The 18969-nt window shown below is 71.2% G+C and carries 19 protein-coding genes and 1 pseudogene; 13 read left to right on the forward strand and 7 right to left on the reverse strand.

What is annotated here, in order from left to right; translation table 11 throughout:
- Nucleotides 1–714 (forward strand): 2-oxo acid dehydrogenase subunit E2 (locus DKL51_RS26945; protein ID WP_185734928.1); only part of this gene is annotated, 714 nt, incomplete at its 5' end.
- A gap of 105 nt (nucleotides 715–819) precedes the next feature.
- Here the strand turns inward: DKL51_RS26945 and DKL51_RS26950 are convergent.
- Nucleotides 820–1767, reverse strand: a complete 948-nt coding sequence (locus DKL51_RS26950; protein WP_109945741.1) for an SDR family NAD(P)-dependent oxidoreductase — start codon at nucleotides 1765–1767, stop codon at nucleotides 820–822.
- A 148-nt stretch (nucleotides 1768–1915) separates the two neighbouring features.
- On the opposite strand from DKL51_RS26950, the gene DKL51_RS26955 reads away from it, so the two are divergent.
- The 3 genes from DKL51_RS26955 to DKL51_RS26965 all read left to right on the forward strand — a co-directional run bounded on the left by DKL51_RS26955 (nucleotide 1916) and on the right by DKL51_RS26965 (nucleotide 4924).
- Nucleotides 1916–2494, forward strand: a complete 579-nt coding sequence (locus DKL51_RS26955) for a TetR/AcrR family transcriptional regulator (protein WP_243420668.1) — start codon at nucleotides 1916–1918, stop codon at nucleotides 2492–2494.
- Nucleotides 2495–2539: 45 nt separating this feature from the next.
- Nucleotides 2540–3871 carry a low temperature requirement protein A gene (locus tag DKL51_RS26960; RefSeq protein ID WP_109945740.1) on the forward strand — a complete coding sequence of 444 codons (1332 nt, stop codon included), beginning with the start codon at nucleotides 2540–2542 and terminating at the stop codon, nucleotides 3869–3871.
- 153 nt (nucleotides 3872–4024) lie between these two features.
- Nucleotides 4025–4924 (forward strand): oxidoreductase, encoded by a 900-nt coding sequence (locus DKL51_RS26965; protein ID WP_109945739.1) that lies wholly within the window; start codon nucleotides 4025–4027, stop codon nucleotides 4922–4924.
- A gap of 3 nt (nucleotides 4925–4927) precedes the next feature.
- Here the strand turns inward: DKL51_RS26965 and DKL51_RS26970 are convergent, their stop codons facing one another.
- Nucleotides 4928–5914, reverse strand: coding sequence for an anti-sigma factor RsbA family regulatory protein (locus tag DKL51_RS26970; protein ID WP_185734929.1), 987 nt, complete (start codon nucleotides 5912–5914; stop codon nucleotides 4928–4930).
- A complete protein-coding gene (locus tag DKL51_RS26975; protein WP_123809662.1) occupies nucleotides 5911–6729 on the reverse strand; it encodes an MEDS domain-containing protein in 819 nt (272 codons plus the stop codon). Before DKL51_RS26975 ends, DKL51_RS26970 begins: the two co-directional genes overlap by 4 nt.
- A 125-nt stretch (nucleotides 6730–6854) precedes the next feature.
- On the opposite strand from DKL51_RS26975, the gene DKL51_RS26980 reads away from it, so the two are divergent.
- The 4 genes and pseudogenes from DKL51_RS26980 (at nucleotide 6855) to DKL51_RS26995 (ending at nucleotide 9717) form a co-directional block, all read left to right on the forward strand.
- Nucleotides 6855–7778 carry an LLM class flavin-dependent oxidoreductase gene (locus DKL51_RS26980; RefSeq protein WP_124812631.1) on the forward strand — a complete coding sequence of 308 codons (924 nt, stop codon included), beginning with the start codon at nucleotides 6855–6857 and terminating at the stop codon, nucleotides 7776–7778.
- A gap of 178 nt (nucleotides 7779–7956) precedes the next feature.
- Nucleotides 7957–8199 carry a type II toxin-antitoxin system Phd/YefM family antitoxin gene (locus tag DKL51_RS26985; protein ID WP_109964880.1) on the forward strand — a complete coding sequence of 81 codons (243 nt, stop codon included), beginning with the start codon at nucleotides 7957–7959 and terminating at the stop codon, nucleotides 8197–8199.
- Nucleotide 8200: 1 nt separating this feature from the next.
- Nucleotides 8201–8833 (forward strand): annotated as a pseudogene (locus DKL51_RS26990) (ISL3 family transposase); the annotation flags it as partial.
- Nucleotides 8834–8925: 92 nt separating this feature from the next.
- On the forward strand, nucleotides 8926–9717 hold the full coding sequence (locus DKL51_RS26995) for a class I SAM-dependent methyltransferase (RefSeq protein WP_109964881.1): 792 nt from the start codon (nucleotides 8926–8928) through the stop codon (nucleotides 9715–9717).
- Between the two features lie 234 nt (nucleotides 9718–9951).
- Here DKL51_RS26995 and DKL51_RS27000 read toward each other — a convergent pair whose 3' ends face one another.
- The gene (locus tag DKL51_RS27000) at nucleotides 9952–10179 is read right to left on the reverse strand and encodes a GntR family transcriptional regulator (protein ID WP_109964882.1); all 228 of its coding nucleotides are present in this window, start codon (nucleotides 10177–10179) and stop codon (nucleotides 9952–9954) included.
- 227 nt (nucleotides 10180–10406) lie between these two features.
- On the opposite strand from DKL51_RS27000, the gene DKL51_RS27005 reads away from it, so the two are divergent.
- The 4 genes from DKL51_RS27005 (at nucleotide 10407) to DKL51_RS27020 (ending at nucleotide 12983) form a co-directional block, all read left to right on the forward strand.
- Nucleotides 10407–10703, forward strand: coding sequence for a hypothetical protein (locus tag DKL51_RS27005; protein WP_123809645.1), 297 nt, complete (start codon nucleotides 10407–10409; stop codon nucleotides 10701–10703).
- Complete coding sequence (locus DKL51_RS27010; protein WP_311768087.1) at nucleotides 10700–10972, forward strand: hypothetical protein; 273 nt, start codon at nucleotides 10700–10702, stop codon at nucleotides 10970–10972. The genes DKL51_RS27005 and DKL51_RS27010 overlap by 4 nt, the downstream gene beginning before the upstream one ends.
- 34 nt (nucleotides 10973–11006) lie before the next feature.
- Entirely contained in the window at nucleotides 11007–12008 is a 1002-nt protein-coding gene (locus tag DKL51_RS27015; protein WP_109945731.1) for an aldo/keto reductase, read from the forward strand.
- Between the two features lie 75 nt (nucleotides 12009–12083).
- Nucleotides 12084–12983, forward strand: a complete 900-nt coding sequence (locus tag DKL51_RS27020) for a TIGR01777 family oxidoreductase (RefSeq protein WP_109964884.1) — start codon at nucleotides 12084–12086, stop codon at nucleotides 12981–12983.
- A gap of 18 nt (nucleotides 12984–13001) precedes the next feature.
- Here DKL51_RS27020 and DKL51_RS27025 read toward each other — a convergent pair whose 3' ends face one another.
- From DKL51_RS27025 to DKL51_RS27035, 3 genes are all read right to left on the reverse strand, one after another.
- Nucleotides 13002–15035: an amylo-alpha-1,6-glucosidase gene (locus DKL51_RS27025; RefSeq protein WP_109964885.1), complete on the reverse strand. Its 2034-nt coding sequence runs from the start codon at nucleotides 15033–15035 to the stop codon at nucleotides 13002–13004.
- The gene (locus DKL51_RS27030; protein ID WP_165824286.1) at nucleotides 15032–15466 is read right to left on the reverse strand and encodes an SCP2 sterol-binding domain-containing protein; all 435 of its coding nucleotides are present in this window, start codon (nucleotides 15464–15466) and stop codon (nucleotides 15032–15034) included. Before DKL51_RS27030 ends, DKL51_RS27025 begins: the two co-directional genes overlap by 4 nt.
- Nucleotides 15467–15606: 140 nt before the next feature.
- On the reverse strand, nucleotides 15607–16833 hold the full coding sequence (locus DKL51_RS27035) for an extracellular catalytic domain type 1 short-chain-length polyhydroxyalkanoate depolymerase (protein ID WP_109964887.1): 1227 nt from the start codon (nucleotides 16831–16833) through the stop codon (nucleotides 15607–15609).
- 191 nt (nucleotides 16834–17024) lie between these two features.
- Between DKL51_RS27035 and DKL51_RS27040 the strand changes: the two genes are divergently transcribed.
- Complete coding sequence (locus tag DKL51_RS27040) at nucleotides 17025–18848, forward strand: DUF6311 domain-containing protein (RefSeq protein WP_185734930.1); 1824 nt, start codon at nucleotides 17025–17027, stop codon at nucleotides 18846–18848.
- Nucleotides 18849–18969: the final 121 nt, after the last annotated feature.

Genomic DNA, 18969 nt, shown 5'->3' on the forward strand with positions numbered 1-18969 from the left:
ACCACCGAGAAGCTGCCCCGGATCCGCGCGGCCATCGCCAAGCGGATGCACGAGTCGCTGCACGAGATGGCGCAGCTCACCACGGTGATCGAGGTGGACGTCACCAAGATCGCCAAGCTGCGGGCGCAGGCGAAGGACTCGTTCCAGCAGCGGCACGGCGTGAAGCTGTCGTTCCTGCCGTTCTTCGCCCTCGCCGCCGTCGAGGCCCTGCAGACGTACCCGATCGTCAACGCTCGGATGGACCTGGAGGCCGGGACGATCACCTACCCGGACTCGGAGCACCTCGGCATCGCCGTGGACACCGAGCGGGGCCTGCTGGTGCCGGTCATCCACAACGCCGGCGACCTGAACCTGGGTGGCATCGCCAAGCGGATCGCCGACCTGGCGGAGCGCACCCGGACCAACAAGATCAGCCCGGACGAGATCGCCGGGGCGACCTTCACGCTGACCAACACCGGCAGCCGGGGCGCGCTCTTCGACACCCCGATCGTGCCGTCGCCGCAGTCGGCGATGCTCGGCACGGGTGCCGTGGTGAAGCGTCCGGTCGTGGTGAACGACCCGGAGCTGGGCGAGGTCATCGCGGTCCGCTCGATGGTCTACCTGGCCCTGTCGTACGACCACCGGCTGATCGACGGCGCGGACGCCGCCCGCTTCCTGGTCGCGGTCAAGGAGCGGCTGGAGGCCGGCAACTTCGAGGGGGAGCTGGGTCTCTGACGGGCACCTGACGCCCGGAGGGGGCGCGCGGTGGATGCCGCGCGCCCCCTCCGTCGTTTCGGGCTGGCTACGGAGTCGTGGCGCTGTCCGCGCAGCCCGGCACCGTCAGCTCTGCAGGTGCTCCTCGGAGACCTCCCAGAGCCGCACCGCTGCCTCCGGGTCGCGGGCGTACGGGGCGTAGCCGGTGCGGGTTCCGGGCTGGTTCGGTCCGGCTTCCTGGCAGTCCTCGAAGTACCGCCCGCCAACGCCGTTGAGCAGCGGGGAGGCGGCGACGAGCACCGAGGTGGCGGCGCCCTGCTCGGTGTTCTTCCAGTTCGGCGCGGCTCCGCCACCGCTCTCGGCGCGCAGCCGGGCCAGGTCCTCGTCGCTCACGTAGCGCTGCAGGTTGGTCCGGATCGCGCCCGGCATCAGCGCGTTGCTGAGGATGCCGTCGCCGGCCCAGCGCCGGGTGACCTCCACCGCGAAGAGCACGTTCGCCGTCTTGGACTGCCCGTACGCCGCCCACGGGTCGTACGGCCGCTGGTGGAAGTGGATGTCCTCGAAGACGACCGGCGAGCGCAGGTGCGCCGACGAGCTGACCGACACGATCCGGGCACCCTCGGCCGCGGCGAGCGCCCGGTACAACCCGGTGGCCAGGGCGAAGTGTCCGAGGTGGTTGGTGGCGAACTGCATCTCCCAGCCCTGCGGCGTTCGCATCTCGGGGGACGCCATGATGCCGGCGTTGTCGACCAGCATGTGCAGCGGCCCGTCCCAGGTGCGGACGAACGCGGCCACCGACCCGGGGTCGGCGAGGTCCAGCGGGGCCACCAGGATGCCTTCGTTGCCGGTGGACGCGGTGATGTCGGCCGCGGCCCGCTGACCGGCCTCGATGTTGCGTACGGCGAGGGTGACGTCGGCTCCGGCGGCGGCGAGGGCACGGGCGGTCTCGACGCCGATGCCGGAGGCGCCGCCGGTGACGATGGCGCGCCGACCGGCGAGGTCGAGGTCGCGGACCACCTCCATCGCGGTGGTCTCGCGGGAGAACGGGGTGCGGACAAGTTCGCTGGTGGTCATGATCCGTCCTTGTCGGTGGCGACGCGGACATACCGTCCGGCCGCTACGATCAGAAGCGGAGGGCCCTCCGTTACAGCCGAGACTAACCGGAGGATCCTCCGGTTGCCAACCGACCCGGCCTACGCCGGTCGCACCGTCAGGAGGAGACGTGCCGCACAACGGCCCTCGACCGCTGCGCGCCGACGCGCTGCGCAACCGGCAGCGGCTGCTGGACGCCGCCGTACGCGCGTTTTCCCACGTCGGCCCCGAGGTAACGCTCGACGCGATAGCCAAGGAGGCCGGGGTGGGCATCGGCACCCTCTACCGGCATTTCCCCACTCGGGAGGCCCTGATCGAGGCGGCCTACCGCAACGAGCTGGCCAAGCTCTGTGACGCGGCTCCGGAGCTGTTGGAAACCCTGCCGCCGGACCAGGCGGTGCGGGCCTGGATGGACCGGTTCATCGAGTACCTCTCCACCAAGCGCGGCATGGCGGACGCCCTGCGGCTGGCGATCGCCTCTGGCGCAAACCCGTACGCGCACAGCCGGGACCGGCTGCTGGCGGCCCTCGGCCTGCTGCTGGAGGCGGGCGCCGGGGCGGGCACCGTACGGGCCGACGTGGCGGCCGCCGACGTGCTGGCCGGCCTGAGCGGGGTCTCCCTGATCGCCGGCGAACCGGAGCAGCGCGAGCAGGCCCGGCGGCTGCTCGACCTGCTGATGGACGGGCTGCGGCACCGGGTCCCGGGCTGAGGCGATTCCGACCCGGAGCCCGCCGGGCGCTGAAAGACTCGATCGGTGGGCGGCAAGGGGTGGCGCGGACGGTTAGGCCCCGCCGTCGCCGTCGCCCCCGGCGCCCGGGTGGACCGGTTCGAGGTCTTCTTCGACCTGGTCTTCGTCTTCTCTTTCTTCATCATCACCCGGGCCACTGCCATGGATATCAACCGCACGAACCTGTTCCACGCCCTGCTGGTGCTCGCCGTCCTCTGGTGGTCCTGGGTGGTGCACAGCGTGGTCGCCACCCGGGTCCGGCTCGGCGAGGGCTTCGTCCCGGTGCTGATGGTGGCCGGGATGGCCGCGCTGTTCACCTTCGCGCTGGCACTTCCGCAGGCCTTCCGCGACCCCGGCGAGAACGCGGCCGGGCCGATGGTGGCGGCCGGCAGCTACGTGGTCATCCGCGCTGTGCACTTCGCCCTGTATCTGCACGTCGTACGGGACAATCCGAGCGAGCGCCGATATCTGCTCCGGTTCGCCCCGGAGCTGATCCTGAGCACCATCCTGCTCATCGTCGCCGCGCTGATCCCGGCGCAGCTCCATGACCCGAGTCGGGCCGGCATGATCCGCGACACGCTGTGGGCCACCGTGGTGGTGCTGCAGTACGGCACCGGCATCCTCGCCGGCACCTGGGGCTGGAACGTCATCTCCGCCGAGCACTGGACCGAGCGGTACGACCTCATCCTGATCATCGCGCTGGGCGAGTCGGTCATCTCGGTGGGCGTCGGCAGCAACCTGCTCGGTCAACCACCGACCTGGCCGGCCGTCGCCGCCGCCGTCCTGGGCATCGTCTTCACCGCCGCCCTGTGGTGGGCGCACTACGACTGGGTGGGACCGGCCGCCCGGATCGCCCTGCACGCCAGCAAGGGACGCTCCCGGGTGACGATGGCCCGGGACGCGTACGCGTACCTCTACCTGCCGATGATCGCCGGGATCATCATGTTCGCACTCGGCGCGGAGGGGATCGTGCACCAGGTCGCCGACCCGCACATCAGCCCGGCGGCAGCACCGCGCGGACCCGGCGTTCCGCTGCTCTTCGGCGGGGTCATCTGCTACCTCTGCGGAAACATGCTCTTCCAGCTCCGTACGCTGCACACGGTCTCCTGGCTCCGGGTGGGCACGGTGCTGCTGCTGGGCGCGAGCATCCCGGTCGGCGATCACCTGCCGGGCCTGGCGACCCTGACCCTGCTGACCGCCATCTGCGTCGGGCTGGTGGCGGTGGAGGTGCTGACCATGGGTGAGGCCCGGGCCGCCCTGCACGAGGTGGTCTTCCGCGAGCGGACCAGCCACGAGGCGCACGAGGCCGCCTACCGCTCCCGGTGGCACGAGCCGGAGCCCGGGGAGCCGTCGACGTGACGGGGGGCGGCGGGCGATGGTGAGCGGGCGTATCGTCCGACGGCGCCCGGCCGCTCGGCGCGGTGAACCGGGACGCCCGCAGCACCGTGTAACTGCTCGGCGTCCCCCGTCCCGACGAGGGGAGACGTCGAGAGTGGACCGGAGGGGGACGGAATGACCACGAGCGACACACCGACGATCACCGCCGAGACGGCGGGCACCTGGCGGCTCGGCGACCGGCCAGTGAACCGGATCGGCTTCGGCGCGATGCGGCTGACCGCGAACGGCGACGGCGGCCCGAGCGACCGGGACCGGGCGATCAGCGTGCTGCGCCGGGCGGTCGAGCTGGGCGTGAACCACATCGACACGGCGGCGTTCTACTTCTCGCCGCTGCGCTCCGCCAACGAGCTGATCAACCGGGCGCTGGCACCGTACCCGGACGACCTGGTCATCGTCACCAAGGTCGGGCCGGGCAAGGACCCGTCCGGGCAGTGGCTGCCGATGGCCCGGCCGGAGCAGCTCCGCGGCCAGGTCGAGGAGAATCTGCGTCAGCTCGGCCGGGACCACCTCGACGTGGTCAACCTCCGGGTGTACGGGCCGGAGCCGCTCGCCGAGCACTTCGGCGCGCTCGCCGAGCTGCGCGACGCCGGGCTGATCCGCCACCTCGGCGTCTCCGCCGTGGTGCCGCAGCAGCTCGCCGAGGCGCAGACGATCGCGCCGGTGGTCTGTGTGCAGAACTCGTACGGCCTCGGCTACGGGCAGCGCAACGACCAGCTCCTGCGGGACTGCGCGGCGCAGGGCATCGCGTTCGTGCCGTTCTTCTCGCTCGCCACCCGGGGCCGCGAGGCCGGCGCCAGCGGTGTCGAGCACGACGAGGTGCGGGCCGTGGCCCGCGAGCACGGCGTGACCCCGGCCCAGGTCCGGCTCGCCTGGACGCTGCACCGGGCACTGAACGTGCTGGCCATCCCGGGCACCGGCAACCCGGACCACCTGACGGAGAACGTGGCGGCCGGCGAGCTGCGGCTCACCGCCGACGACCTGGCCCGCCTGGAGGCCGTCCACCAGGGCGGGTGAGCGTCAGACCAGCCCGCCCGGATACGGCAGGTCGGGGTCCGTCAGCGACTGGACCAGCCGGACGGTGAAGCCCTCCGGCGTCAGCATCGTGTCCACCCGGTCGCAGCACTGGCGGGTCAGCCAGAGGCCACCGGAGGTGCGCCGCAGCGCCTCGCCGGTGGCCGGCCGGTAGCCGGCCAGCGGGTCGTCGAAGCCCTGGCCGCGGTCGGTGACCGTGCAGACGAGGCGGTCCGGGCCGGGCCAGAGCCGGACCCGGACCGGGGGGCGGCCGTGCCGGAGCCCGTTGGTGGCCACCTCGTTGACCGCGATCATGAGGTCGTTCTGCCGCCAGTCGGACGCCCCGGCGTCGGCCGCGGTCAGCCGGACCTGCTCGCGTAGCACGGCGAGCTGGCTGAGGGAGGTCAGGGCCACGTCGAGCAGTGGCGTACCGGCCTGCGCCGGATCCGGTTCGTGAGCGGCGAGATCGCGCAGCATCTGCTCCGGCGCCGCGTACCGGTCGTTGGGCCGGGACTCGAAGTCGAGCAGGTACGGGTGGTTCTGCGAGGCGTCGGTGAGCACCTGGTCGGGCAGCAGGGTGGTGTCGTACGCGCACACGTTCCAGAGCGAATACTCGGCCAGCGCGACGTTGACGACCGCCTCGAAGCGGGTCCACTCCGCCCACTCCTCCGGCTCCGCGCCGAAGGCCACCTCGCAGATGATCCGGACCCGGCGGGCACCGGCGGCGACGTGCTCCCGCATCAGCTCGCGGAACCCCGCCACCGCGCCGGCAGCGGTCGTGTAGAACCGTCCCGGGGACAGGATCACCAGCCGGGGATCAGCCGCGAGCCCGCCGGCGAGCAGCTCGTTCACCTCGTCCCGGCAGACCAGCACAGCCACCTCGTCCGCGTCCAGTCCGGTGCGCAGGAACGGCACCGCGGCCGTCAGCAGCTCCTGCGGCGAGGCGTAGAAGAGGGCGTGGTGCCGGTATGGGGAGTCCGCCGGGAACGTCACGGTCGACCTCCCACGATCGTGACGCCGGGAAGTTCGTGCACGCCCAGCAGGCGCATCGTGCGTTTCACCCCGGGTTGCGCCGCCACCAGCAGCACCCGGCCGCCGGAGTCGCGGAAGTCCCCGGTGGCCTCGACGAGTTGCCGGCAGGCTGCCGCATCCACGAAGTGCAGCATGGCCAGATCCAGGCAGAGCACGTCGCTCCCGGTGCTGACGGCCGCCCGGAGGACCTCGGCGAAGACGTCGGCGTTGCTCAGGTCCACCTCCCCGCTGAGGGCGACGCCGTCGCGGAGCGGATGGGTGCGCAACTGCGACTCGCGAACACCGGTGACGTGCACGGTGACCGAGTCCCGCAGCCGGGTGCCGATGCTGTCGGGGCGGGCGTACTGGCACATGGCGGACACCGGCCGCGTGCGGCAGAGCCGGTCCGTGTTCCGCTCGATGTCCAGGTACTGCTCAGGCGACAGGACGGTCAACGCGGCGGTGACCTCGGCGGACATCCGCACCGCCGGGAACCCCTCGGCGAGCGCCCGGTCGATGACCCGGTCCTGGCCGTCGGGCGGGTAGAACTCCGCCAGCGGCAGGATCTCCAGCCGACCGTCGCGCATGGCCTCCGCAACGTCGACTCCGTGCACGTCCAGCACCCGGTAGAGCCACTGGTGCTGCCCGCCCGGGCCCTCGGTGTAGATCACCTTCTCACCACGATCGAGGCCGCGGCGGGCCCACGCGGTCAGGCTGGAGAGCCGCTCCGATTCCGAGGCGTGCAGCAGCAGGACATGCCCGTCCCACTCCGAGCCCGGCGAGCTGTCCTCCCCCACTCTCGGCACCCTACCCCCAGCGCCACGCCGGCAATCTTCCGCGCCCGGCCGTCCCCGATTCGCCAGTTAGCAGAATCAGCGGCTGCTCGCTGGTCTGCCGGCGGGTCAGGCCGGATGCTGGGCCGATGGCTCTCCTCTCCGTCCAGGCGCAACCCACCGACGCCGTGAGCTGGCTCGACCTGGCCCGCCGGGTCGAGGCCGCCGGCTTCGACGCCCTGCTCGCCGCCGATCACCCGGGGGCCTGCGCGTCACCCTTCGTCGCTCTTGCCACCGCCGCGGCGGTGACCTCGACGCTTGGCCTCGGCTCGTACGTCTCGAACGCGGGCGTCCGGGAGCCGATCCTGCTCGCCACCGACGTGGCCACCCTCGACGTGGTCTCCGGGGGCCGGGCCCGGCTCGGCCTGGGCGCCGGCCACACCCCCGCGGAGTGGCGGGCCGTCGGGCGCGAGCGCCCCGACGTCACCGCTCGGGTACGCCGCTGCGTGGCGGTCGCCGAGGCCGTCCGGGACCTGCTGGCCGGTCAGGAGATCACCGTGGACACCGCGGAGCTGATCGTCCGGTCGGCCACGCTGGCCGAACCGCGGCCCGTCCAGGCCCGGGTGCCGCTCACCATCGGTACGGCCAATTCCACGCTGCTCCGCTGGGCGGGCGCGCACGCCGACGTGGTCGGGTTGACCGGCTTCGGCCGTACCCTCGCCGACGGGCACCGCCACGACGTGCGGTGGCGGGCGGACCAGATCGAGGCGCAGCTCGCCCACGTGGCGGCCGGGGCCGCCGGGCGGACCGAGCCGCCGGCGCTGGAGGCCCTGGTGCAGCAGGTGGCGGTGACCGACGACGCGGAGGCCGTCGGCGGGGAGACGGCCGCCCGGATCGGCCTCACCGTCGCGGAGCTGCTGGCCACGCCGTTCGTGCTGATCGGTACGGCGGACGAGATCATCACGGCGGTCGCGGAACACCGGCGCCGCTGGGGGATCACCCGTTTCGTGGTACGCAAGGACGCCGTCGACCAGCTCGGCCCGCTGCTCCCCCGCCTTGCGTCTGCGGGCTGACGACCGGGGCCGATCCGACATGCTCCCGCCGTTAGGTCACGTGCGTGAGCAGTAGGCGTGTCCGTTCCGGCAACGGATATGCCGCTGAGCGATATGCCTGTCAGGCATATTTATGACTCTCAGGAATATCGCTCGAAGTGCTACCGGTCGCTTCCGGCTCCGTCAGTAGGCTGGCCGCGTGGCCGAGGGCACTCTTCACTCGATTAGCGAGAGCGAGCTGCACAGCGATCTGAGCCTCGTTCTCGACAACGTGCAGCGGGGGCAGTCCTACATCATCACCCGGGATGGCGCTTCGATCGCAAGGCTCGTCCCCTTCGAGCAACCGAACTTCACGTCGCGCGCCGAGGTCGTGCAGGCTTTCGCGGCTCTTCTAAATTGGTGGGGGTTTGAGCGCCGGGGCGGGGTTCACTGTGGACTCTGACGTCGCGATCGACATGTGCACGATCTTCAAGTCGGCGATCCGCCGGGTCCTGCCGCAGGCGGCCCTGGTCGTGGACCACTTCCACCTGGTGCAGCTGGCGAACCAGACCCTCACCGAGGTCCGCCGCCGGGTCACCGTGACGCACCGCGGCCGGCGCGGCCGCAAGGGCAACCGTGAGTGGGACCTGCGCAACCGGCTCACCCGTTCCGCCGCCCGGATGCGCGGCGAGCACGTCGACGCTCTCCTCGACGAGCTGTCCAACCTGCCCAAGGCAATCGGCGAACCGATCACCGCGGCGTGGAACGCCAAGGAAGACCTCTTGGACCTGCTTGCCACCGCCCGGACCCGCCCGGACCGGGAACAGGTCCGCGATCTGCTGTACCGGTTCTACCGACGCTGCGCCGACGCCGGCCTTCCCGAACTGCAGCGCCTGGCCACAACCGTCGAGACGTGGTGGCCAGAGATCCTGGCGTTCCTGCACACCGGGATCACCAATGCCGGCTCCGAAGGCACCAACCGGGTCATCAAGACCGTCGCCCGCGACGCCTACGGCTTCCGCAACCCCGTCAACCAGCGCTTACGCACCCGCTGCGCGACCACTCGGCGAGCCCGTGGGCACCTCGACGCCCGCTAATTTCGTTGAGCCCGCACCTGTGATCGTGTTGGCTAGCGGCACCGAACTGTCAGTACCGCTGGTGTCCGCTTGGCTGTAGCAGGGAGTTAAACGTGCAGGACATTGTCGTCGACCCCGGTGCCCATAATCGGGCAGCCTGGGACAAGTATGTCCAGGAGGGCAACGAGTGGTCGAGGCCGGTGAGTGCTGAGGATGTCGAGCGCGCCCGCATGGGCGACTGGTCGATTGTTCTCATCGGGCGTGAGCCAGTCGACCGCTCCTGGCTGCCGACGGACCTGACCGGCAAGGACGTGTTGTGCCTGGCCTCCGGCGGTGGCCAGCAGGGTCCGATCCTCGCCGCCGCGGGGGCGCGGGTCACCGTGTTCGACAACTCGCCCCGCCAGCTCGGCCAGGACCAGATGGTGGCGGCGCGCGACGGACTCGAGCTGCGCACCGTCCTGGGTGACATGCGCGACCTCAGCGCCTTCGGCGACGCAGCATTCGACGTTGTGCTCCACCCGGTCTCGAACTTATTTGTACCCGACTTGGCACCGGTGTGGCGTGAGTGCTTCCGCGTCCTGCGACCGGGCGGAACTCTGCTCGTGGGCTTCCTCAACCCTGATGTGTACTTGTTCGACCACGAGGCCCTCGACGAGCGCGGCGAGCTGGTCGTCGTGCACAAGCTGCCCTACAGCGATGTCACGCAGTACTCCGCCGAGGAACGCGCCACGAAGTTCGGCGCGGATGCCCCTCTTGAATATAGTCACACCCTCACCGACCAGATCGGCGGGCAACTCGCCGCGGGGTTCGTCCTCACCGGCTTCGCAGAAGCACCGCACCAATCCAACGCATCCGCCCAATACATGTCGAACTATTTTGCGACGCTGGCGGTCAAGCCAGGCTGACCCAGCCGCGGCGCCGGCCGAGACGGCCGTGAACAACGAAATGCCATTCGAAGATTGGCCACTGGTTTATTCGATATGACCAATCTCCGACTGGCCAAGTGGAGCGCTGTGCCAGCCGACCCCCACTAACTTCGCTGACCCGCTTTCGCCACCTCGCCCGTCGTGCATGGTGCAGCGCTACGAGGCGATCTCGACGCTCTCTTCGAGCAGGATCAAGGGCCGGCTTAACGGCACTCAAACGTCTGGGCGCTCGGCGACGAAGACGCCGACGCCCTGGACACCCTCCACCAAGCCCTCGGTCCGGAGCGCGAAGATGGCCTGTCGCACGACGATGGTCGAGACTCCATGCTCCTGACAGAGCTGAGCCGTGGACGGGAGCTTGTCTCCCGGGGCGAGTTCACCGGACGCGATCTGCCCACGGATGTGGTCGGCAAGCTGCGCCCATTTGGGCTTGGCGGGCATCTGTTCTCCCTGGTCTGCCCCGCCATTTGAGCACGCGCCAACTTGTGATGGCAACTAATGTCCGCTCATGCCTTGCTTTATATATCCGGTCATCTTAGGCTCACCTCGACCGGCTCCCCCTGGTCTGCAAACCCCGGAGCTGGTCTCCCGTAGAACCACCCGGCCGGCCACCCCCGGTAGTCGGCCGGGTGCCACCCCCTGCCCAGGAACAAGGAAGGTGGAGCAGCGTGCGGTCAGTGGTCGTACCCGATGGGCGGCGCTGGGTGTGGTCGCGACGAAACGCGAAGCCGGTGCCGCTCGCACCCCGGCACCGGCGGACCTGGCGGCGTGGGCGGCGCTGGTGCTCGTGCGGCCTGCGCTGGCTCGCCTGCCCGGACCGGCACGCGTCGGTCCCCACCGAGCCGCCCACCCCGCCGCCGAACAACCGCTGGTGGGACGAGCCGACCCGAGCGAATCCGCAGATCGGGCGGGTCGGCTGGCTCACCCCGGCGCAGACCTGGCGGGCCAACGGCGGACGCTGGTGAGCGGGCCACACCTGGCGCTGCGACCGCTCTGGCTCTGCCGATCCTGCGCCGCCCCCTGGCCCTGCGCGACGGCCCGCCTCACCCTGCTCGACGAGTACGCGGACGACCGGGTGGCGCTGCTGGTCTACCTGGGTGGGCTGCTGCACGACGCGGCCGGTGAACTCCACACCCTCAATCCACACGACGGGCCCGAGCCAACGGTGCTCTTCCACCGGTTCCTCGGCTGGGCGCTGGCCAGACCGGGGCGTGACCGGCGAGCCACTGGTTGACGTCGAGTGCACTCGAAGTCGAAGACTGGGCCGCATGACGATGACACGGACACTGGGTCGCAGCGGGATCGAGGCCAGCGCGCTCGGCATGGGGTGCTGGGCGATCGGCGGGCCGCTCTGGGGCGAGGGCGGCGAGCCGTTCGGCTGGGGCGAGGTCGACGACGACGAGTCGACCCGTACCATCCACCGCGCCCTCGACCTCGGCGTCACCCTCTTCGACACGGCCAGCAACTACGGCGCCGGGCACAGCGAGCGGGTCCTCGGGCGGGCGCTCGCCGGCCGGCGCGACCGCGCGGTGATCGCCACCAAGTTCGGCAACCGCTCCGACGAGGCCACCCGGCGGTGGACCGGCACCGACGCCAGCCCCACCTACGCCGTGGCCAGCCTGGAGGAGTCGCTGCGCCGGCTCGGCACCGACCACGTCGACCTCTACCAGCTGCACATCAACGACCTGCCGGCGTCCGCCGCGCTCGACCTGGTCGACACCCTGGAGGGCCTGGTCACCCAGGGCAAGATCCGGGCGTACGGCTGGAGCACCGACAACCCCGCGTCAGCCCGTACGTTCGCCGAGGCCGGTCCACACTGCACCGCGATCCAGCACGACGAGTCGGTGCTCAAGGACAACCCGGAGATGTTCGCCGTGTGCGACGCGCTGGACCTGGCCAGCCTCAACCGGGGGCCGCTGGCGATGGGGCTGCTCACCGGCGCGAAGCGGGCGGTCGGGGCCGACGACGTGCGCGGGGTGGCTCCCGAGTGGCTCGTCTGGTTCACCGACGGGCGGCCGACACCGGAATGGTCCGCCCGGGTGGCCGAGATCCGGGAAGCGCTCACCGTCGACGGTCGTACCCTCGCCCAGGGCGCGCTGGGCTGGCTGCTGGCCCGCAGCCCGCGAACCGTGCCGATCCCCGGCTGCCGCACGGTGGCGCAGGCCGAGGAGAACTACGCCACCCTGGCCCTCGGCCCGCTGCCCGACGACGCGTTCTCGGAGGTGGAGCGCGTCCTGGCCGACCTGCGCGGAGCGACCGCCCGGTCGTAGCGCCGGCGACCGCGGCGAGAGTGGTTCAGGTCGCTCAACGCATCCAAGCCCGGCTCCGTATCCGAAGATATGAGCATGCGGATCCTCATGGCCGGCGCGTCCGGCTTCCTCGGCACCCGGCTGGTCGACCGGCTCACCTCGGACGGGCACCAGGTGACCCGGCTGGTCCGACGCGCGCCGCGCACGCCCGACGAACGACGGTGGAACCCCTCGGCCGCCCAGCTCGACCCGGCGGTGGTCGCCGACGCCGACGCGGTGGTCAACCTGGCCGGCGCCGGTGTCGGCGACAAGCGCTGGAACGACGAATACCGGAAGCTGATCCGGACCAGCCGGGTGGACAGCACCACCACCCTGGCCATCACGATCGCCGGTCTCCCGGCCGCCGACCGCCCGGCGGTGCTGCTCAACTCCTCCGCCGTCGGCTGGTACGGCAACACCGGCGACCGCGTGGTCGAGGAGGACGCCCCGGCCGGCGAGGGCTTCCTGGCCGACGTCTGCCGGGTGTGGGAGGCCGCGACCCGGCCGGCGGAGGACGCCGGCGTACGGGTGGTGCGGCTGCGGACCGGGCTGCCGCTGCACCGCGACGGCGGTCTGCTCAAGCCGCAGCTGCTCCCGTTCAAGCTCGGCATCGCCGGGAAGCTGGGCAGTGGGCGGCAGTGGCTGCCGTGGATCTCGATGCGCGACTGGCTGGACGCCATGATGTTCCTGCTGGACCGGGACGACCTCGCCGGTCCGGTCAACGTCGTCGGCCCGAACCCGGTCACCAACGCCGAATTCACCCGGGAGCTGGCCCGCCAACTGCACCGCCCGGCGATCATGCCGATCCCGGCGCTGGCCCTCAAGGTGGTCCTCGGCGGCTTCGCCCACGAGGCGCTGACCAGCACGAGGGTCCTCCCCGGCGTGCTCAACCGGGCCGGCTTCCGCTACCACCACCCCGACCTGCGCAGCGGGCTGCACGCCGCCCTCACCGAGTAGGCCCGAGCGCCACCCGCGTCAGTCGCTGCGGCTGCGGCCGAGGGCGTCCGTCCTGCCCCACCGGCCGGGGATGTCGAGCAGTTCGATCCGGCCCATGCCGTCCGGCACCGCCGGGTCGATGATCAGGTGCTCGCCCTCGGGTTGCAGGCCGAGCATCACCCGCAGGAGCAGCAACGGGGTTCCCGCCGACCAGGCCTGCGGGCTGCACGCGGTGGGGTATTCGACGGGGTAGAGGGTGCGCGACCGGTCGTATCCGGCGAACGCCTCGGGCAGTCGACCGTTGAAGTAGTTGGCGGCGTCGAGCATCCCCTGGCAGATGGTGGCGGCCTCCCGGCGGAAGCCGTACCGCCACAGCCCCCAGGCGATGATCGAGTTGTCGAACGGCCACACCGTGCCGACGTGGTAGCCCAACGGGTTGTAGCGGGCGCAGCCGGTCGCCAGCGTCCGCACGCCCCAGCCGGAGAAGAGCCGTCGACTGAGCAGGTGCTCGGCGACCTTCGCCGCCCGGGATTCGTCGACGATGCCGCTCCACAGCAAATGGCCGATGTTGGAGGACAGGGCGTCGACCTGCCCGCCGTCGGCGTCGAGCGCGAGCGCGTAGTACTCCCCGTCGGCCACCCAGAAGTCCTGGTTGAACCGCACCTTCAGCTCCGCCGCCTCGCGTTCCAGCCGGTCCGCGTACGCGGGGTCACCCCAGCACAGCCGGGCCAGCCGGGCACCCCGGATCTTCGCGTCGTACGCGTACCCCTGAAGTTCGCAGGTGGCGCGGGGAAAGGGCGGCAGCCGGCCGTCGCGGTAGGAGACCGATTCCGGGGAGTCCTTCCAGCACTGGTTCACCAGGCCGCTCACCGGATTGCGGGTCTGGTACCAGATGTAGCCGGTGTCGAGCAGGTCGCCGTAGCTGTCGATCCACTCCAGGGCGGCCCGGGCTTCCAGCTCCAAGGCGCGCACCAGCGTCGTGTCGCCGGTCCAGCGCTCGTACTCGTCGAGCAGGATGACGAAGAGCGGGGTGGTGTCGGCGGCGCCGTAGTAGGGCGAGTGGGGTTGCTCCTCGAAGCCCGCCGACTCGCCGTAGCGGAGCTCGTGCAGGATCTTGCCGGGTTCCTCGTCGCGGAAATCGTGGCACCGGTTGCCCTGCCCGTAGGCGAGCGGCCCCAGGGTGTTCGGGGCGAGCTGCGGCGTGAACGGCATCGCCTGCAGACAGGTGAACATGCTGTCCCGGCCGAACAGGGTCATGAACCAGGGCAGCCCGGCGGCCACCAGCTCCATTGCCTCGGTGATGGAGGTGTATCGCAGCGCGGCCAGGTCGGTCAGGCTCCGTCGGTACGCCGTCGCCAGCGGCGGGTACTCGCAGTTCAGCGTCGGGGCCGCGGCCGCCCAGCACCGCAACTCGTGCCGGAGTTCGTCCGGCGACCGGGCATGGCGCAGCTTGAGGGTGTCGCGGAAGTCCCGGCCCTCCGCCCCCAGCACGAACGTCCGGACGTGCAACTTGGTGCGCCACTCGCCCTCGGCGGGGATCCGGATCTGGAAGGTCATCCCGCCGGGGTCGATCCGAGCGGGGGCGGTCGTGGAGATGACGGTTTCCCGGTGGAAGTTGTCCCGCTGGTACCGCAGCCGCAGCTGGCCCTCCTCCACGATGACGGCCACCGGCACCCGCTTGGCCTGCGGGTTCTTGATTTCGAACAGGTCGGCGAAGTCACTGCCCATCGCCACCCGGACGGTCAGCTCGACCTCCTCGCCGGCGTGGTTGAGCACCGCGAGATCCTCGACGAAGCTGCCCCCGATGGTGCGGTGCCGGATGACCGAGACCTTGGCGTCGACGTAGTGCGTGGGTTCGCCCGGCACCAGGAAGAACCGGGTCTCGAAGTACTGGATGTCGTCGACCGAGAGCGCGTGCAGCCGTTCCCCGTCGAGGGTCAGCTGCCAGGTCGACAGGAACCGGGTGTCGTACGAGAACAGACCCGTCGGCACGCTCGGCGACGGATCGACGTCGCCCCGACCGTCGCTGACCAGGAACGTGTTGCCGTCCAGGATGCTGACCGTCTCCTTCATGACGATCCAGCGGACTTCCGGTCGAGCGTGGCCCGCAGCCGCTCCCGCCACGCGGCCCCGTGCGGCGCGTGCCGTCGCGCCACCGACCGCGGGTCCTCGGCTCCGGCCGGCGCGGGAAAGAGCCGCTGGAACGCCAGGATGAGCCGAGGGTCGGTCCCCGCGAAGGTGGCCTCGTTGCGCAGCAACGCCGCGGTCGCCGGGGTCTCGCCGCGCACGAGCCGGTCGAAGAGCTCCGGCGTGGTGGTGAAGACGCCGTCAGCGGGCCGGCTCTCCCGGTTGACCGTCACGTTTCCGGCCGCGATCTCCACGAACCACTGTTCGACGTGATCGGCGGTCACCAGGTCGATCCGCAGCGTCCCCCGCAGGTGCGGTGGCACGATCGACCCGCGCGTGCCGAGAGACAGCAGGAACGCCTCCCTCTCCCCGCCCATGCCAGCTCCCCTGCGCAGGTTCATTCAGAGCGTAGGTCGGGGCTGTTGCCCGTGTCGGTGTTTCGGCCCGCAACGGAACCGGCCGGCGCGTCCGCGCTGCGGGCGGGGCGCCGGCCGGCTTCCACCGGAGCTCGCGACGGTCAGCAGCCGATCACCCAGTAGCTGGGGCCGGTCTGCTTGAGGGTGGTCGTGTAGTAGGTGTTGTAGAGGCCCATGTACTGGTTGGAGCCGAGGGCGTAGGTGTAGCCGCCGGACTGGTAGGCGCGGCCGGCGGTCACGTGTGCGTAGTTGCTGGCGGTGACGCAGACCGGGGAGGTCGTCGGGGACGGCGACGGGGACGCCGTGGGGCTGGGCGAGGCGGTCGCCGTCGGGCTGGGGCTCGGGCTGGTGCCGCCGTCGAGGCCGAAGAAGAGCGCATCCCGGTAGGTCGAGCAGATGGTGTCCAGGAAGTACGACGTGGCGGTGCCGCACTGGTCGGTCGCCGAACCCGGGTCGACCGGGGTGCCGTGCCCCATCCCGGAGACCCGGTAGAGGCGGACCGCGTCGTTTCCGTACACCTCCAGGCTGGTGCCGGCTGGCAACGAGGCGGTGCTGGTCGGGGTCTGCGAGACGCCCAGCACGTTCGTCCACTGGTCGCGGGACTCGACCGCGTTCATCGGCGCCACCGTGGTGTCCGACGTGCCGTGCCAGATCGCCACCCGTGGACGTCGCCCGGTGTACCCGGAGTACGCGCCCCGGACCAGGTCGCCCCACTGCGCCGGGGTCTTGTCGACACCGGGGTTCATGCACGAGTACGCGCTGGTGGTGCTGGTGGCGCAGCGGTACGGGATGCCGGCGATGACCGAGCCGGCGGCGAAGACGTCCGGGTAGGTGGCGAGCATGACGGCGCTCATCGCCCCGCCGGCGGAGAGGCCGCTGACGAAGATCCGGCCGGGGTCGACGCCGTAGTTCGTCTTCGCGTAGTCGACCATCTGCTTGACCGACAGCGCCTCGCCCTGCCCGCGGGTGGTGTCGCCGGTCTCGAACCAGTTGAAGCAGGAGTTGGCGTTGTTGGCCGACGGCTGCTGGGCCACGATCAGCGCGAACTTCCACAGGTCGGCGTACTTCTGCCAACCGGAGTTGGTGAAGTAGCCGGACGCGTTCTGGGTGCAGCCGTGCAGCAGCACCACTGCCGGGGCGTTGGCGGGCAGGCCGTCCGGGCGGTAGGCGTACATGCCCAGGTTGCCGGGGTTGGAGCCGAAGCCGGTGACCTGGGTGAGCGTGGCGGCCTGGGCGGGCAGGGCCACGGCGAGCACGCCGGCGGCGGCGAGCACGACCCCGGCGACCGCCCCGGCGAGTCGGGTGAGGATGGATGAGGAGCGGCGCACGGCGACCTCCTGACGGCGAATGTGAACTTGGTCACCCCCGAGTTGCCGAGAGGTTACGTCTCTGTTGCCACCCGCCGACATGGCGGAGACAACCACATTCGTCGATGCGACGATATGGCCCAGGCCGACGTGGCGACACGAGCTTTCGTGTCTGCCCGGCGTGTCCGGGTCCGGTTGGTAACGTCCGCTGCGTGCCGACCTCCCCGTCACTGGCGACCGGCCCGTCGCCCGCGTCCGCGCCCGTCACCCGGGACCGTCGCGCCGACCTGATCGTGACGCTGGCGGCGCTGGCCCTGGCCTTCTGGGTGACCAGCGGGCTGTGGTGGGACCCGAACAGCCGCGCGATCACCGTCAACTCCAGCGACCAGGCGCTCTTCGAGTGGCTACTCGCCTTCGGCGGGCACGCGCTCATCAACGGGGAGAACCCGCTGTTCACCCACCTGATCAACGTCCCGGACGGGGTGAACCTCGCGGTCAACACCTCGGTCACCGTGTACGCGTGGGTCTTCGCCCCGCTGACGTACCTGATCGGGCCGCCCGCGACGTTCCTGGTGGTGCTCACCCTCAACCTGGCTGCCACCGCGCTGGCCTGGTACTGGCTGCTCAGCCGGCACCTGGTCCGCAGCCGGCTGGCCGCCGCGGTCGGCGGGCTCTTCATCGGCTACTGCCCGGCGATGGTGTCGCACGCCAACGCCCACCTGAACTGGACCGCCGGCTGGCTGGTGCCGCTGCTGATCTGGGGCGTCTTCGCGCTACGCCGCCCGGGCAACGCTTTGCGCGGCGGCGTCGTGCTCGGCGTGCTGGTGGCGGTCGCCTTCTCGATCGCCGCCGAGGGGCTCTTCTTCACCGCCCTCGCGGTGGCTCTCTTCCTCGTCGTCCAATCGCTGCACCCGGCCCGCTGGGCCGAGGTACGCGCCAGCCTTCCCGCCTTCCTGCGCGGCGTCGGGGTCACCGCGGTGGTCGCCGGGGTGCTGCTCGCGTACCCGCTCTGGCTGCACTTCGCCGGCCCGCAGCGCTTCCACGGAACCGGCTTCGACCCGCTGATCCACTCCGAGGACATCGCCGCCTATGGCTCGTACCCGCGCCGGTCGCTGGCCGGCTGGGCCGGGTACGGCACCTCGCTCGCACCGAACCCGACCGAGGAGAACTCCTTCTTCGGCATCCCGCTGCTGCTGCTCGCCGTCGCCTGCTTCGGGCTGCTCTGGCGCCGGGCCGACCAGGCGTTCCGGGCCACCCTCGCCGCGCTCGGGGTCACCGCCGTCGTCTTCGCGGTGCTCTCCTGGGGGCCGAAGGCCAAGTGGAACGGCCAGCGGACCGACCAGCTCCTGCCGTTCGGGGTGCTGGACAACCTGCCGGTGGTCAACGCCGCCCTGCCCTCGCGCCTGGCGCTGGTGGTCGCGCCGGTGATCGGCCTGCTGCTCGCGTACGCGATCGACGAGCTCCGCGCCCGGCCGCCCCGGCACCGCGCCACCGGAGCGGTGTGGGCGGTCGGCTTCGCGGTGGCGCTGCTGCCGCTGCTGCCCACCCCGCTGCTCACCAGCGTCCGCGAGCCGATCCCGGCGTTCATCACCGCCGGCACCTGGAAGCAGCACGTCTCTCCCGGCGGCGTGCTCACCCCGCTGCCGTTGACCATCGACGTCACGCCCGACGGCCAGCGCTGGCAGGCGTACGCGCTGGCCCACCAGCGGGGTGAGTTCCGCATTCCGGCCGGCTTCTTCCTCGGCCCCGGCGGCCCGGACGGCCGGGGCCGGATCGGCCCGGTCCCCCGCACCTTCGACTCGCTCATGGACCAGGCCGGGCGGACCGGCCTGCCGCCGATCATCACCGACGGCAGCATCAAGCAGTCCCTGGCCGACCTGCACTACTGGCACGTCGAGGCGGTGGTCCTGCCGGACCGGGTGCACGGCGCCAAGTACGACATCGACGAGGACGCCCTGCGCCGCACCGCCACCGCCCTCCTTGGCCCCCCGCAACGCATCGACGACGTCTGGCTCTGGAAGGTCCCCCCGGCCTGACCCGCCCCGAATCTCCCGCGATCTTGCACTTGTCGCCCCCGCATCTCGGGCGAAAGCCCCGAATCGCCGGCCGCAAGTGCAAGATCGGCAAGGAATGGCGACGAGGCTCACGGGGGTGGGC

This window comes from Micromonospora globispora, assembly GCF_003857015.1.
GTDB lineage: Bacteria > Actinomycetota > Actinomycetes > Mycobacteriales > Micromonosporaceae > Micromonospora > Micromonospora globispora.

Bases quoted from the DNA above. Each gene is read 5' to 3' on its own strand.
- DKL51_RS26950 (WP_109945741.1), bottom strand. From the start codon at position 1,767: ATGACCACCAGCGAACTTGTCCGCACCCCGTTCTCCCGCGAGACCACC.
- DKL51_RS26965 (WP_109945739.1), top strand. From the start codon at position 4,025: ATGACCACGAGCGACACACCGACGATCACCGCCGAGACGGCGGGCACC.
- DKL51_RS26980 (WP_124812631.1), top strand. From the start codon at position 6,855: ATGGCTCTCCTCTCCGTCCAGGCGCAACCCACCGACGCCGTGAGCTGG.
- DKL51_RS27000 (WP_109964882.1), bottom strand. From the start codon at position 10,179: ATGCCCGCCAAGCCCAAATGGGCGCAGCTTGCCGACCACATCCGTGGG.
- DKL51_RS27015 (WP_109945731.1), top strand. From the start codon at position 11,007: ATGACGATGACACGGACACTGGGTCGCAGCGGGATCGAGGCCAGCGCG.
- DKL51_RS27020 (WP_109964884.1), top strand. From the start codon at position 12,084: ATGCGGATCCTCATGGCCGGCGCGTCCGGCTTCCTCGGCACCCGGCTG.
- DKL51_RS27025 (WP_109964885.1), bottom strand. From the start codon at position 15,035: ATGAAGGAGACGGTCAGCATCCTGGACGGCAACACGTTCCTGGTCAGC.
- DKL51_RS27030 (WP_165824286.1), bottom strand. From the start codon at position 15,466: ATGGGCGGGGAGAGGGAGGCGTTCCTGCTGTCTCTCGGCACGCGCGGG.